General features: G+C 73.5%; 13 protein-coding genes. 7 read left to right on the forward strand and 6 right to left on the reverse strand.

Features of this window, described 5'->3' with window-relative positions:
• The first annotated feature begins 23 nt into the window (after positions 1–23).
• Complete coding sequence (locus ACFWUZ_RS06225; RefSeq protein WP_384367861.1) at positions 24–467, forward strand: NUDIX hydrolase; 444 nt, start codon at positions 24–26, stop codon at positions 465–467.
• Here the strand turns inward: ACFWUZ_RS06225 and ACFWUZ_RS06230 are convergent.
• From ACFWUZ_RS06230 to ACFWUZ_RS06245, 4 genes are all read right to left on the reverse strand, one after another.
• Positions 464–1,396, reverse strand: coding sequence for a trypsin-like serine peptidase (locus tag ACFWUZ_RS06230; RefSeq protein ID WP_384367864.1), 933 nt, complete (start codon positions 1,394–1,396; stop codon positions 464–466). The genes ACFWUZ_RS06225 and ACFWUZ_RS06230 overlap by 4 nt on opposite strands.
• A 111-nt stretch (positions 1,397–1,507) precedes the next feature.
• Positions 1,508–1,924, reverse strand: a complete 417-nt coding sequence (locus ACFWUZ_RS06235; RefSeq protein WP_384367867.1) for a PIN domain nuclease — start codon at positions 1,922–1,924, stop codon at positions 1,508–1,510.
• Positions 1,921–2,181, reverse strand: coding sequence for a type II toxin-antitoxin system VapB family antitoxin (locus ACFWUZ_RS06240; RefSeq protein ID WP_384367870.1), 261 nt, complete (start codon positions 2,179–2,181; stop codon positions 1,921–1,923). Before ACFWUZ_RS06240 ends, ACFWUZ_RS06235 begins: the two co-directional genes overlap by 4 nt.
• 161 nt (positions 2,182–2,342) lie before the next feature.
• Positions 2,343–3,572 carry an amidohydrolase family protein gene (locus ACFWUZ_RS06245; protein WP_384367873.1) on the reverse strand — a complete coding sequence of 410 codons (1,230 nt, stop codon included), beginning with the start codon at positions 3,570–3,572 and terminating at the stop codon, positions 2,343–2,345.
• A 132-nt stretch (positions 3,573–3,704) separates the two neighbouring features.
• Here ACFWUZ_RS06245 and ACFWUZ_RS06250 point away from each other — a divergent pair, with 132 nt between their 5' ends.
• The 3 genes from ACFWUZ_RS06250 to ACFWUZ_RS06260 all read left to right on the forward strand — a co-directional run bounded on the left by ACFWUZ_RS06250 (position 3,705) and on the right by ACFWUZ_RS06260 (position 8,087).
• The gene (locus ACFWUZ_RS06250) at positions 3,705–6,785 is read left to right on the forward strand and encodes a BTAD domain-containing putative transcriptional regulator (RefSeq protein ID WP_384367876.1); all 3,081 of its coding nucleotides are present in this window, start codon (positions 3,705–3,707) and stop codon (positions 6,783–6,785) included.
• A gap of 171 nt (positions 6,786–6,956) precedes the next feature.
• The gene (locus tag ACFWUZ_RS06255) at positions 6,957–7,148 is read left to right on the forward strand and encodes a hypothetical protein (RefSeq protein WP_384367879.1); all 192 of its coding nucleotides are present in this window, start codon (positions 6,957–6,959) and stop codon (positions 7,146–7,148) included.
• Between the two features lie 180 nt (positions 7,149–7,328).
• Positions 7,329–8,087, forward strand: coding sequence for a class I SAM-dependent methyltransferase (locus tag ACFWUZ_RS06260; RefSeq protein WP_384367882.1), 759 nt, complete (start codon positions 7,329–7,331; stop codon positions 8,085–8,087).
• 15 nt (positions 8,088–8,102) lie between these two features.
• Here ACFWUZ_RS06260 and ACFWUZ_RS06265 read toward each other — a convergent pair whose 3' ends face one another.
• A complete protein-coding gene (locus ACFWUZ_RS06265) occupies positions 8,103–9,851 on the reverse strand; it encodes a FadD3 family acyl-CoA ligase (protein ID WP_384367885.1) in 1,749 nt (582 codons plus the stop codon).
• Positions 9,852–9,943: 92 nt separating this feature from the next.
• Here ACFWUZ_RS06265 and ACFWUZ_RS06270 point away from each other — a divergent pair, with 92 nt between their 5' ends.
• From ACFWUZ_RS06270 to ACFWUZ_RS06280, 3 genes are read left to right on the forward strand one after another with little or no spacing between them, the layout of a single operon-like run.
• A complete protein-coding gene (locus ACFWUZ_RS06270; RefSeq protein ID WP_384367888.1) occupies positions 9,944–11,095 on the forward strand; it encodes a lipid-transfer protein in 1,152 nt (383 codons plus the stop codon).
• Positions 11,096–11,109: 14 nt separating this feature from the next.
• Positions 11,110–11,556 (forward strand): Zn-ribbon domain-containing OB-fold protein, encoded by a 447-nt coding sequence (locus ACFWUZ_RS06275; protein WP_384367891.1) that lies wholly within the window; start codon positions 11,110–11,112, stop codon positions 11,554–11,556.
• Positions 11,553–12,329 (forward strand): enoyl-CoA hydratase/isomerase family protein, encoded by a 777-nt coding sequence (locus ACFWUZ_RS06280; protein WP_384367894.1) that lies wholly within the window; start codon positions 11,553–11,555, stop codon positions 12,327–12,329. Before ACFWUZ_RS06275 ends, ACFWUZ_RS06280 begins: the two co-directional genes overlap by 4 nt.
• A gap of 189 nt (positions 12,330–12,518) precedes the next feature.
• Here ACFWUZ_RS06280 and ACFWUZ_RS06285 read toward each other — a convergent pair whose 3' ends face one another.
• On the reverse strand, positions 12,519–13,007 hold the full coding sequence (locus ACFWUZ_RS06285) for a hypothetical protein (protein WP_384367897.1): 489 nt from the start codon (positions 13,005–13,007) through the stop codon (positions 12,519–12,521).
• Positions 13,008–13,023: the final 16 nt, after the last annotated feature.

The following is a 13,023-nucleotide window of genomic DNA, read 5'->3' on the forward strand; positions in this document are numbered from 1 at the left end:
GATCACCGGCGTACGCTGAGTTGATGATGCGAACTCCACGTCACGCAGCCCGCGTTGTCATCCTGTCCCCCACCGGATCGGTGTTCCTCTTCCGCGAGAACAACGTGGAGGTCGGCATCCACTGGCTGCCGCCCGGCGGAGGCATCGACCCCGGCGAGAGCCCCGAGGACTGCGTACGGCGCGAGCTGCGCGAGGAGACGGGGTGGACCGACCTGGAACCGGGGCGGCTCCTGTGCACCTGGGAGCACGACTTCACGCACCAGGGGATACCGGTCCGCCAGCACGAGCACATCTACGTCACCACCGGCCCCCTGCGCGAACCGGTGCTCGAATCCCCCGGCATCCACTGGCAGTGGCTCTCGCCGCAGCGCCTGGCCACCCTCGGCGAACCCCTGTGGCCCCCGCGCCTCCCGGACCTCCTGGCGAACGCCCCGCGGGATCCGGTCCACCTGGGGCTGCTGGCCTAACGGGTGACGGTGGGGGCGGGGGTGGTGGGCGGGGGCGCCGGGGTCGTCGGTGCGGGAGTGCTCGGTGCCGGGGCGGCGCCGGCTGTCGCACCGGCCGTGGCCCTGGCGTACAGCGAGGCCGCGTAGTCGCCGAGGACGGTACTGGTCGAGACGTCGTCCGTGTCGCCGCCCGTCAGGATCCCGACGATCTTCCCGTCACGGGCGATCCACGCGCTCCCGCTGGTGCCGCCGGGGAAGTCGGCGCAGTCGAAGCGCTGCGCGGTCGCGCTCTCGCGGACGGCCACCGCCGTGCAGGTGCGGGGAACCTTGCGGTCGGCGGGGTAACCGGTCACCGTGACCTCCTCGCCCGCACGGCCGCTCGTGTCCAGCGCGGCCGCGCCGGTCACGTCCTCCACGGTGCGGCCCTGTGCGTCCGGCGCGAGGCGGGCGAAGGCGAGGTCGTAGGCGTCGTCGGTGTCCTCGGCCCAGCGCGCGTCCTCGAAGACCTCCTCGAGCTTCCATGTGCCGTACGGGGCGACACCGTTGGCGTATGCGGGTGCGAAGACGGCTTCCCCCGCGGCCTGTACGCCGTCGAGGAGGCAGTGGCCTGCGGTGACGATGAGGTTCCGGCCCGGACTCTGCACCACGGTCGCGGTGCAGAAGTGGTCACCTTCCAGGCCGCCCGTGAAGAGGGCCCCGGTGAAGGCCGCGGGTCCGCCCGGCTGCGGGACGACGGCCGGCGGCAGGGTGGTCGCGGGAGGGGACGAGAGCTGCGGCTTCACCGCATGCGATCGCGAGGGGTCCGCCGGCGAACCCGTCGGAGCCGCCTTCGCCCGCGCGGCCGGAACCCCCTCGACCGGCGGCACGAGCACCGCCACCGCCGCAGAAGCCCCCAAGGCCGCCGCGGCACACAGCACCGCCGTGACCACGTTCCGCCTGTCCACCGGCATGATGATCCCTCCCCTTCGCCCCGGCGCAGCATGCCCCGCAGCCACCCGGGCGTGCAAGACGGGCCCGGGCCGGTCCGGAGCCCGGAGGGACGAACGGCCGGACGGGCGGGCTCAGTCCGCCGCGCCGCGCGGCACGACCCAGCGCATCGGCTGTCCCGTCAGCTCGGCGATCATGTCGTAGTCGCCGTCGTAGTGCAGGACGGTGGCACCGTGCCGCTCGGCGGTCGCCGCGATGACCAGGTCCACGACGGACACCGCCTTCCACGTCCCCGCCTCGATGAGCTGCTTCTGCACTTCCAGAGCCCGGTCCCAGACCTCGTCGGGGGTCGGCAGCCACGCGAAGGCGCCCATGCCCGCGCGGACGCGTTCGGCGTCCGCCTGGGAACGGGCGCTGCACATCACCTCGTACTCCACGGCTCCGCACACCGCGAGCACGCCTGCCGTGTGCAGGGGGTGGATGACGGCGTGAACGGCCGGCTCGGGGTACCGGGCGAGGGCCGATTTGTCGATCAGGAATCGCTTGGTCATGCCGCCCTGTCCTGAACGTGCTCCGTCCCCTCCACCACAGCGTCCGCCCCGGCGCCGCTCCCGGCCGCAGGCTCCAGCGGGCCGGTCAGGTCGGGCAGTCCGCCTTCGGCGAGCCAGGACAGGAAGTCCTCCCTCTTGCGCCGGTTGACCACGTCCTGCAGGGCCGCGTTCACGGTGGCCACCTTCGTCTTCGTACCGAAGATCTCGGCGGCCTCCGCCAGCAGGGCGTCGTCCACATCAATGACTGTTCTGGCCATGACGAAGCTCCTCGGCGGCGAGGCGACCTGCCCCTGTCCACTTAAACGATATCGAGATCGTCCATGAGAGATATCGTTTCTGCATCCAGGAGAGGCCGCCGATTCGGCCCATGACACCTTTCCATGCCGCACGCCTACGCCGCCGGACTATGCCTCCGCCTTCACCCCCGCCCCGCCCCCGGCCAGAGCCCGTCCGGGGTCAGGCCCAGCAGGTCGATGGCGTTGCCGCGGACGATGCGGTCCACCACGTCCGGGGCGAGGTGGGCCATCTGGGCCTCGCCGACCTCGCGGGACTTGGGCCAGGTCGAGTCCGAGTGGGGGTAGTCCGTCTCGTAGAGGACGTTCGCGACCCCGATCGCGTCGAGGTTCTTCAGCCCGAAGGGGTCGTCGAAGAAGCAGCCGAAGACGTGCTCGGCGAAGAGTTCCGACGGCGGGCGGTGGACCTTGTCCGCGACGCCGCCCCAGGCGCGGTTCTCCTCCCAGACCACGTTCGCGCGCTCCAGGATGTACGGGATCCAGCCGATCTGGCCCTCCGCGTACATGATCTTCAGATGGGGGAAGCGTTCGAACTTGCCGCTCATCAGCCAGTCGACCATCGAGAAGCAGCAGTTGGCGAAGGTGATGGTGGAACCGACGGCCGGCGGGGCGTCCGCCGAGGTCGACGGCATGCGGGAGGACGAGCCGATGTGCATGGCGATGACCGTGCCGGTCTCGTCGCACGCCTGGAGGAAGGGGTCCCAGTCGTCCGTGTGGATGGAGGGGAGCCCGAGGTGCGGGGGTATCTCGGAGAAGGCGACGGCACGCACGCCGCGGGCGGCGTTGCGGCGCACCTCGGCGGCGGCCAGCCGGGCGTCCCACAGGGGGACGAGGGTGAGGGGGATCAGGCGGCCGCGGGCCTCGGGGCCGCACCACTCCTCGACCATCCAGTCGTTGTACGCCCGGACGCCGAGCAGGCCGAGTTCGCGGTCCTTGGCCTCGGTGAAGGTCTGCCCGCAGAAGCGCGGGAAGGTCGGGAAGCAGAGCGCCGACTGGACGTGGTTGACGTCCATGTCCGCGAGCCGGTCGGGAACCGAGAAGGACCCCGGGCGCATCTGCTCGTAGGTGATGACTTCCAGTTTGATCTCGTCGCGGTCGTACCCGACAGCCGTGTCGAGGCGGGTGAGCGGCCGGTGCAGGTCCTCGTACACCCACCAGTCGCCGATCGGGCCGTCGTCGCCCCTGGCTCCCATGACGGGAGCGAACTTGCCGCCGAGGAAGGTCATTTCCTTCAGGGGGGCGCGGACGATGCGGGGGCCGGTGTCCCGGTACCTGGACGGGAGCCGGTCCCGCCAGACATGGGGGGGCTCCACCGTGTGGTCGTCCACCGAGATGATCTTCGGGAAGGTCTCCATGCTCCCCAAGGTAGCGCTGATCTGACGAACCGTCAGCTAGTTGGGTGCCGATCGGTCCGTTACGGGCTGACGTGTACGCGCGAGACAGGGCAGACTGACCCTTACACCGACGGAAGGCAGGGGGGACGACAGATGGACGGCGTACCGGCCATCCCGCACCCGCGGAAACACCCCGAAGCAACCCGGACCACCCCCACCGCCGCCGGACCGGTACCCAAGGCCCCCTCGGCCCCGTCGGCCCGCGCCGGTACGGTCACGGCCGCCGCCCCCCTCACCCCACCCGCCCCCGCCGCCGGGTCGCCCGCCACCGGGTCCCGCTTCGCCGTCCTCGGGCCCATCCGTGCCTGGCGCGGCGCGGAGGCCCTGCCCTCCGGGACCCCCCAGCAGCGCGCCCTGCTCGCCGCGCTCCTGCTGCGCGACGGACGCACCGCCACCGCGCCCGAGCTGATCGACGCCATCTGGGGCGAGGACCCGCCGCAGCAGGCCCTCGCCACCATCCGTACGTACGCCTCCCGCCTGCGCAAGGTCCTCGACCCCGGGCTGCTGGTGACCGAGTCCGGCGGCTACGCCATACGGCTGCGCTCCGCGGCCACCCTCGACCTCGGCGTCGCCCGCGGCCTCGCCGCCGACGCCGAGGCCGCCCGTACGGCCGGTGACCGCACCCTGGCCCGTACGCTCCTGGCCCGCGCCCTGGACCTGTGGGACGGCGAACCCCTCGCCGGGGTCCCCGGACCGCACGCCGAGACCGAACGCGTCCGGCTCGCCGAATGGCGCCTCCAGCTGCTGGAGACCCGGCTCGACCTCGACCTGGAGGTCGGCCACCACGCCGAGGCCGTCTCCGAGCTGACCGCCCTCACCGCCGCCCACCCCCTGCGCGAGCGCCTGCGCGAGCTGCTGATGCTCGCCCTCTACCGCAGCGGCCGGCAGGCAGAGGCCCTCGCCGTGTACGCCGACACCCGCCGGCTCCTCGCCGACGAGCTCGGCGTCGACCCGTCCCCCTCGCTCGCCGCCCTCCAGCAGCGCATCCTGAACGCCGACGCCGACCTCGCCCGCGCCGAGGACCCCGCGCCCACGGCTGCTTCCGTCCACGTGAGGCCCGCCCAATTGCCCGCCACCGTGCCCGACTTCACGGGCCGCGCCGGTTTCGTCGAGGAGCTCGGCACGATCCTGTCGGCGGGCGCCGCCGGCCAGGTCATGGCCGTCTCCGCACTCGCCGGGATCGGGGGCGTCGGCAAGACCACGCTCGCCGTGCACGTGGCGCACGCCGCCCGCCCGCACTTCCCCGACGGGCAGCTCTACGTCGACCTGCAGGGCACCGGGGCCCGCCCCGCCGAGCCCGAGGCCGTCCTGGGTTCCTTCCTGCGCGCCCTGGGCACCCCCGACAGCGCCATCCCCGACTCCGCCGCCGACCGCGCCGCGCTCTACCGCTCCACCCTCGACGGCCGCCGCGTCCTGGTCCTGCTCGACAACGCCCGCGACGCCGCCCAGGTGCGCCCGCTGCTGCCGGGCACCGCGGGCTGCGCCGCCCTCGTCACCAGCCGGGTCCGCATGGCGGGCCTCGCCGGGGCCCATCTCGTCGACCTCGACGTGATGAGCCCCGAGGAGGCCCTCCAGCTGTTCACCCGCATCGTGGGCGCCGAGCGGGTCGGCGCCGAACGCCAGGCCGCCCTCGACGTCGTCGGCGCCTGCGGCTTCCTGCCGCTCGCCATCCGCATCGCCGCCTCGCGCCTCGCCGCCCGGCGCACCTGGACCGTGTCCGTCCTCGCCGCGAAGCTGGCCGACGGGCGCCGCCGCCTCGACGAGCTCCAGGCCGGCGACCTCGCCGTCAAGGCCACCTTCGAGCTGGGCTACGGCCAGCTGGAGCCCGCCCAGCAGCGCGCCTTCCGCCTGCTGGGCCTGGCCGACGGCCCCGACATCTCGCTGGCCGCCGCGGCCGCCGTCCTCGACCTGCCCGAGCACGACACCGAGGACCTCCTGGAGGCCCTGGTCGACTGCTCCCTGCTGGAATCCGCCGCGCCCGGCCGCTACCGCTTCCACGACCTCGTACGGCTCTACGCGCGTGCCTGCGCCGAACGCGACGAGCAGCCCCCCGGCAACCGCGACGCCGCCCTCGACCGGCTGCTGGACTTCTACCTGGCCACCGCCTCCGGCGTCTACGCCCTGGAGCGCCCCGGCGACCGCCTCCCCGCGCACCTGTCCGCCACCCGCCATCCCGGTCTGGTCTTCAAGGAACCGCGTACCGCCCTGGACTGGCTGTTCGCCGAGGCGGACCCGCTGCTGGCCTGCGTACGGCAGGCCGCGGCGCGGGGCGGCGAGCCGCACGTCCTGCGCCGGGCCGTGGACCTGCTGTGGGCGGCGAAGGACCTCGCCGAGTCGGGGGCCGACGCCAAGCAGTACGAGTCGGCCGCCGTGGCCCTGCGCGACGCCGCCCGTGCGGCCCGGGACCCGCGCGCCGAGGGCCGGGCCCGTACCACCCTGACCATGGTCTACCTGGTTTCCGGGCTGAACGCCGAGGCCGATGACGAGGCGCGGCAGGCCATGGCGCTCGCCCGCGAGGCCGACGACCCGCTGCCCAGCTGCTGGGCGCCCAACGACCGCGGGATCATCGCGCTCCACCAAGGCCGGTACGCGGACGGCGAGCGGTTCCTGCTGGAGGCCATCGAGAACTTCCGGGCCGACGACAACAACATCGGCGAGGCCAGCGCGCTGTGCAACCTCTCCCGCATCCACGTGATGCTGGGCCGCCTGAGCAGCGCCATCGACCTGGCCGAGCAGGGCATCGCCATATACGACCGGATGGGCCTGACCCTGCGCCTGGCCAACGGCCGTTACGCGCTGGGCATCGCCCTCACCCAGGCGGGCCGGCTCGGCGAGGCGCTGGCCCAGCTCACCGAGGCGCTCTCCCTGTTCCACGAGAACCGGCAGCCCCTGTGGGAGGGCGTGACCCACTTCCGGCTCGCCGAGGCCCACCTGGCCGCGCGCCGGCCCACCCTGGCCGCCTCGCACGCCGAGCAGGCCATCGCACTGCGCGGGATCGGCGGGGAGTGGCGCCGGGCCACGGTGCTGACGGTGCTGGGCAAGGCGCTGCGGCGGCTGGGGCAGACGGACCGGGCGCGGGCGTGCTGGCGGGACGCGGAGGCGGTCTTCGTCCAGCTGGACTCCGCCGAACTGGACGAGGTGCGGGCCCTGTTGGCCTCGGAGCTGGCTGCCTGACCTGGGCGGCGCCCGTTGAACGCGGCGTTCATCGTTCGTTTATCGCCGCCCGGCACGATAGGGACATCGACCCGGTGCGTCGGGGGGCAACCGGGTCGGTTGGAGGACTACCCGTTCGGCGGTCATCGGGGGAATCGCCGAACGGGCCCGACCCATCCACCTGGAGGCCCGATGACGACGAACGAGAACATCCTGCCGAACGACGGTGACATCAAGCCGCTCGACAACCACGCGTCGGGCCTCGACATAGAGACGTTGGACAACCACGCTTCGGGCGCCGAGGTCAAGCCGCTGGAGGAGAACCCCGCCCCGGGCGAGGAGATCCAGACGCTGGACAACCACGCGTCCGTTCCGCGTCCGTAGCGACGCACGCACGCAGCTCCACGCCGTACGGGGGAACCACGGGGGGACACGGGGGAATCCGGCGGGGGGTACGGGGGAACACGGGGGAACGGCGGTCGCGGTGGCCCGGAGGGGGAGCCACCGCGGCCGCCGCGTTCGTGCGTCCGGCGGCGGGCGGGCCGCGGCGCATAGGGTGGGAGGGTGTTCACCTCCCAGGGACCGGGCGTCCGCGAGCTGGCCGTGCAGGCCCTCTCCTCGGTCGAGCGTGGTTACGACCTGCTCGCGCCGAAGTTCGACCACACGCCCTTCCGCACGCCGGACCGGATGCTCGACGCCGTCGAGGAGACCCTCGCCCAGCGGGAGGGCTCCTTCGGTTCCGGGCTGGACGTGTGCTGCGGCACCGGCGCCGGGCTGGGGATGCTGCTGCGGCTGTGCCGGGGGCGGGTGACCGGGGTGGACCTCAGTGCGGGGATGCTGGCCGAGGCCGCGCGGGCGCACCCGGACCCGCGCGTGGACCTCGTACGGGCGGACGCGCGGGTGATGCCGCCCGGGCTCGGGGACGCGTACGACCTGGCAGTGAGCTTCGGGGCCTTCGGGCACTTCCTCCCGTCCGAGCGGCCCGCCCTGTTCGCGGGCGTGCACTCCGCGCTGCGTCCGGGCGGGGTCTTCGCCTTCCCGATCGGCGCGCCGGTCCCGCCGGGTTCGCCGGTGTGGTGGGTGGTGGCGGGATTCGACGCGGCCATGCGGGTGCGCAACGCGGTGTGGCGACCGCCCTTCGTCATGTACTACCGGACCTTCCCGCCGAGCGGCGTCCGCCGCGACCTCCTGGCGGCCGGTTTCACGGTGGAGACCGTCCCGCTGGACCATTTCGGGCGCCTCCCCTCGGGCGCCCCCCGCTGGCGGCTGGTGCTGGCACGGCGGCAGGCGCCGGCGGCGCCGGACGCGGCGGGCCCGGCCTGACCGGCGCCCCACCCCTCAGCTGCGGGTGCGGGCGCGCAGTTCCCGTTTGAGGACCTTTCCGCCGGCGTTGCGCGGGAGTTCGGTGACGAACTCCACCGTGCGGGGCACCTTGTAGTTCGCCATTTCGCGGCGGCTCCAGGCGATCAGGTCGTCGGCCGTGAGGGTGGAGCCGGGGCGGCGGACCGCGTACGCCTTGCCGACCTCGCCGAGGCGCGGGTCCGCGACGCCGATCACGGCGACGTCGGCGACGTCGGGGTGCAGGCCGAGGAGCTGCTCGATCTCGGCGGGGTAGGCGTTGAAGCCCCCGACGATGAACATGTCCTTGATCCGGTCGGTGATGCGCAGGTTGCCGTCGGCGTCGAGGACCCCGACGTCGCCCGTGCGCAGCCAGCCGTCGGGGGTGATCGCCTTCGCGGTCTCGTCCGGGTCCTCGAAGTAGCCGCCCATGACGTGGTGGCCGCGCACCCACACCTCGCCCGCCGTTCCGGGGGCCTGGGCGGTGCCGTGCCGGTCCGCGATGCGCACCTCGGTGCCCGGGACGGCGCGTCCTGAGGTGGCGGAGATGACGTCGGCCGGGTCGCCGCGGCGGCACATGGTGACGATGCCGCCGGCCTCGGAGAGCCCGTACGCGGTGAGGACGACGTCGATGTGCAGTTCGCCGCGGAGCCGCTCGACGAGCTGGAGCGGGACGACGGCGGCTCCGGTGACGACCAGGCGCAGGGCGGTGAGGTCGTGCTGGTCGCGCTGCGCGTGGTCGAGGAGGGACTGGTGGAGGGTGGGCGGTCCGGGGAGCACGGAGATCCGCTCGGCAGCGATGTTCGCGAGGACGGTGTCCACGTCGAAGACGGGCTGCGGGACCATGGTGGCCCCGCGCATCAGGCAGGCGATGATCCCGGCCTTGTAGCCGAAGGTGTGGAAGAAGGGGTTCACGATCAGGTAGCGGTCGCCCTCGCGCAGTCCGGCTAGCTCGCTCCAGACGGCGTAGCAGCGCAGGGACTGGGCGTGGGTGATGACGGCGCCCTTGGGAGTGCCGGTGGTGCCTGAGGTGAAGATGATGTCGGAGGGGGCGTCGGAGGGGATGGCCGCGGCGCGTTCACGGACCGTGCCGGGCGGCACCCGGTCCCCGCCGGCCAGGAAGTCCTTCCAGGTGCGGAAGGACTCGGGGGCGTCCTCGGCGAGGACGACGACCTGTTCCAGGTGCGGCAGTGCGGGCAGCGGGCCGGTGCCGGTGCCTTCGGCGGCGGCGCGGCGCAGGGAGGCGACGTAGGAGGTGCCGAGGAAGGTACCGGTGACGAAGAGCAGCCGGGCCCGGCTGCGCCGCAGGACGTATACGGCCTCGGCGCCCTTGAAGCGGGTGTTGAGCGGGACGAGCACGGCGCCCGCCGAGACGGCTCCGAGCGCGGAGACGATCCATTCCAGGGTGTTGGGGGCCCAGACGGCGACGCGGTCGCCCGCCTCGAGCCCGGCGGCGATGCAGGCGGCCGCGGCGCGCTCGACGCGTTCGCCGAGCTGGGCGTAGGTGATGCGGGAGCGGCCGTCGACGACGGCTTCGCGGCCGGCCCAGCGCGTCGCGGCATCGCGGACCAGCCCGGCGATGCTGCCCCAGCGCAGGTCACCGCGGGGGTCCTCGCCGGTGTCGTCGCCGGTGTCCTCGCGGGCGACGTGGGCGGCGTGGGCGGCCCCGTCGCCCTCGCCCGTTCCGTGCCCGGTGCCGTGCTCCGTCCCGTACTGCGCGCGCCCCGCCTCGTGCCGGTCCTCGCCCATCGTCCGCCCTCCCCGGTGCCCAGTAGCTGACTATCCGTCAGATTAGCTGTAGCCTTCGCGGCTGTCAGTACTGGTGCACCCCGGAGGTGGCGATGGCGGCAACGCTCAAGGACGCTACGGCGATAGTCGGCATCGGGCAGACCGCCTTTGCCAAACGGCTGCCCCAGTCCGAGAAGGAATTGGCCTGCCGCGCCATCCTGGCGGCCCTCGCCGACGCCGGCGTGGACCCCTCCGAGGTCGACGCCTTCTCCTCCTACACCATGGAGGAGACCGACGAGGTCGAGGTGGCCAAAGCCATCGGGGCGGGCGACGTCACCTTCTTCTCCAAGATCGGTTACGGGGGCGGCGGTTCCTGCGCCACCGTCGGGCACCTCGCCGCGGCCGTCGCCACCGGCCAGGCCACCGTCGGGGTCGCCTGGCGCTCGCGCAAGCGCGGCTCGGGCCCGCGCCCGTGGAAGAACACCGCCGTCCAGCTCCCCACCCCCGGCCAGTGGACCCGCCCCTTCGGACTGCTGCGCCCCGCCGACGAGATCGGCATGCTGGCCCGGCGCTACATGCACGAGTACGGGGCCACCCGCGACCACCTCTTCAACGTGGCGATGGCCTGCCGCAACCGGGCCAACGAGAACCCGGCCGCCATGATGTACGAGCGCCCGCTGACCCGCGAGATGTACATGACCTCCCGCATGATCAGCGACCCGCTCTGCCTGTTCGACAACTGCCTGGAGACCGACGGCGCCCTGGCCTGCGTGATCGTCTCCGCCGAACGCGCCCGGGACTGCCGGCAGAAGCCCGTGTACGTGCACTCCGCCGCCCAGGGCCTGCCCGCCCAGCACCACGGCATGGTCAACTACTGGAACGACGACCCGCTGTCCGGCCCCGCCTGGACGGCCGCCCGCCACCTGTGGAAGCAGGCCGACTTCGGCCCCGAGGACGTGGACGTCGCCCAGATCTACGACGCCTTCACCCCCCTCATCCCGCTCTCGCTGGAGGGCTACGGCTTCTGCGGGCGCGGCGAAGGCGCCGCCTTCACCGAGGGCGGGGCCCTGGAGATGGGCGGCCGGCTCCCCATCAACACCGGCGGCGGCGGCCTGAGCGAGGCGTACGTGCACGGCTTCAACCTGATCAACGAGGGCGTCAAGCAGCTGCGCGGCGTCTCCACCGCCCAGGTGCCGGACGCCGCGACCTGCCTGGTGACGGCGGGCGAAGGCGTCCCGACGTCCGCGATCCTGCTGCGCGCCTGAGGAGGCGACGACCGATGACCACCGCTCCCGACCAGCTGCTGCTCCCCGTCCCGGACGAGGACGGCGCCCCTTTCTGGGAGTATGCGGCCCGCGGGGAACTCCGCGTCCAGGCCTGCACCGGGTGCGGCCGGCTGCGCTTCCCGCCCCGCCCCTGCTGCCCGCACTGCCAGTCCTTCGACAGCGAGTGGCGCCCGATGAGCGGACGCGGCCGCATCTGGTCGTACGTCCGGCCCCATCCGCCGCTCCTGCCCGCGTACGCCGCGCAGGCCCCGTACAACGTGATCCTCGTGGAGCTGGCCGAGGCCCCGCACATCCGGCTGGCCGGCAACCTGGTGTCCTCGGCCGACGCCCCCCTCGACTCGGTGGACCCGGCCCGGCTGCGCATCGGCGCCCGGGTCCAGGTGGTCTTCACCGAGACGGGCGGGGTGGCCGTGCCGCGCTGGATCCTGGAGAAGGCGTGACCGTACGGGTGGAGCGGGACGGGACGACCGGGGTCGCGGTCGTCACCCTGGACCGGGAGCCCAGGCACAACGCGATCGACCTGGCCACGGCAGCGGAACTGGCCGAGGTGTGGCGGGAGTTCCGGTACGAGCGCGCGGTACGGGCGGTGGTGCTGACGGGGGCCGGGACGGCGGCCTTCTGCACCGGCATCGACCGGGCCGTGGAGGTGCCGCAGCCGGCCTCCCCCTACTCGGTCGACGATCCGCTCGTCGCGATCGGCCCCAAGTCGGGCGACCTGTGGAAGCCGGTGATCGCCGCCGTCAACGGCATGGCCTGCGGCGGCGCCTTCTACCTGCTGGGCGAAGCGGACTTCCTGATCGCCTCGGAGACGGCCACCTTCTTCGACCCGCACACGACGTACGGGATGGTCAGCGCCTACGAGGCCGTCTACATGGCGCAGCGGATGCCCTTCGGCGAGGTCGCCCGGATGTCCCTGATGGGCACGGCGGAACGGCTCTCGGCGCGGCGCGCCCATGAAATCGGCCTGGTCTCCGAGCTGGCCGGGCCCGGGGAGCTGCTCCCGGCGGCCCTGCGCGCGGCCGGGACGCTGGCCGGCTTCCCGACCGGGGCCGTGCAGGGCACCGTACGGGCGCTGTGGTCGGCCAAGCAGGCCGCCCTCCAGCAGGCCCTCGCCCAGGCCCCGGCCCTGATCACCCTGGGGAACCTGGCACCGGACCGGCAGGCCGAGCTGTTCGCCGGGCGGAAGGAGGCTCCGGCTCCCCGGCTGCGGTGAGCGCCGGGGCAGCGGGGGCGGGCTGGACCCGGCCGCGGGCGGTCCCGGCCTCGGGCGGTCCTGGCCTCGGGCGGTCCCGGCCGCGTTACACCCCGGCCACTCACGGCCGCGCCCGCGCCGGCGCCTCACGCCCCGCCGACCCCGTACGCCCCGGCCGCTCACGCCCCGGCCGGCGGCCGGGCTCCGCGGTCACGCCCTCTCGACCGTGCCGACCCTGCAGTCGGCCACCTCGGCGGCCTTCGCCGGCACGGTCATCGGGACGGTGACCGTCTTGCTCTCGCGCGCCTTGAGCTGGACCCGTACGGAGCCGGCGTCGACGGTTCCGCGCTGCGCGTCCTCGAAGACCAGCGGGACCCGCACGGTGGTCTTCGCGTCCGCGTCGGAGGTGACCTTGACGGTGGCCTCCGTCTTCCCGGCGCCGACGCAGGTGACGACCACGGCGTGCGCGGGAGGGGCGGTCCGGCTCGGCGAGGGAGTGGCGGAGCTGCTGCTGCCGCTGCCGCCGTGCGTCTTCTTCTTGCTCTTGGAGCTGGAGCATCCGCCCCCGCTGCTGCTGCTCTTGCCCTTGCTCTTGCCGCTGCCCCCGCTGCCGCTGCCGCCGCTCGACGAGAACCCCGTCAGAGCGAATACGACGGTCACCAGCACCGCGGTGAACCGGATACGACGTCCTGCCGACATGGCGCGAGCCCTTCCC

The organism is Streptomyces sp. NPDC058646, from assembly GCF_042716875.1.
In the GTDB taxonomy this organism is placed as follows: domain Bacteria; phylum Actinomycetota; class Actinomycetes; order Streptomycetales; family Streptomycetaceae; genus Streptomyces.

Excerpts from the sequence above, each read along its gene's own strand:
- ACFWUZ_RS06225 (WP_384367861.1), top strand. The coding sequence starts at position 24 with ATGATGCGAACTCCACGTCACGCAGCCCGCGTTGTCATCCTGTCCCCC.
- ACFWUZ_RS06255 (WP_384367879.1), top strand. The coding sequence starts at position 6,957 with ATGACGACGAACGAGAACATCCTGCCGAACGACGGTGACATCAAGCCG.
- ACFWUZ_RS06245 (WP_384367873.1), bottom strand. The coding sequence starts at position 3,572 with ATGGAGACCTTCCCGAAGATCATCTCGGTGGACGACCACACGGTGGAG.
- ACFWUZ_RS06265 (WP_384367885.1), bottom strand. The coding sequence starts at position 9,851 with ATGGGCGAGGACCGGCACGAGGCGGGGCGCGCGCAGTACGGGACGGAG.
- ACFWUZ_RS06285 (WP_384367897.1), bottom strand. The coding sequence starts at position 13,007 with ATGTCGGCAGGACGTCGTATCCGGTTCACCGCGGTGCTGGTGACCGTC.
- ACFWUZ_RS06240 (WP_384367870.1), bottom strand. The coding sequence starts at position 2,181 with ATGGCCAGAACAGTCATTGATGTGGACGACGCCCTGCTGGCGGAGGCC.
- ACFWUZ_RS06250 (WP_384367876.1), top strand. The coding sequence starts at position 3,705 with ATGGACGGCGTACCGGCCATCCCGCACCCGCGGAAACACCCCGAAGCA.
- ACFWUZ_RS06275 (WP_384367891.1), top strand. The coding sequence starts at position 11,110 with ATGACCACCGCTCCCGACCAGCTGCTGCTCCCCGTCCCGGACGAGGAC.
- ACFWUZ_RS06235 (WP_384367867.1), bottom strand. The coding sequence starts at position 1,924 with ATGACCAAGCGATTCCTGATCGACAAATCGGCCCTCGCCCGGTACCCC.
- ACFWUZ_RS06270 (WP_384367888.1), top strand. The coding sequence starts at position 9,944 with ATGGCGGCAACGCTCAAGGACGCTACGGCGATAGTCGGCATCGGGCAG.
- ACFWUZ_RS06230 (WP_384367864.1), bottom strand. The coding sequence starts at position 1,396 with ATGCCGGTGGACAGGCGGAACGTGGTCACGGCGGTGCTGTGTGCCGCG.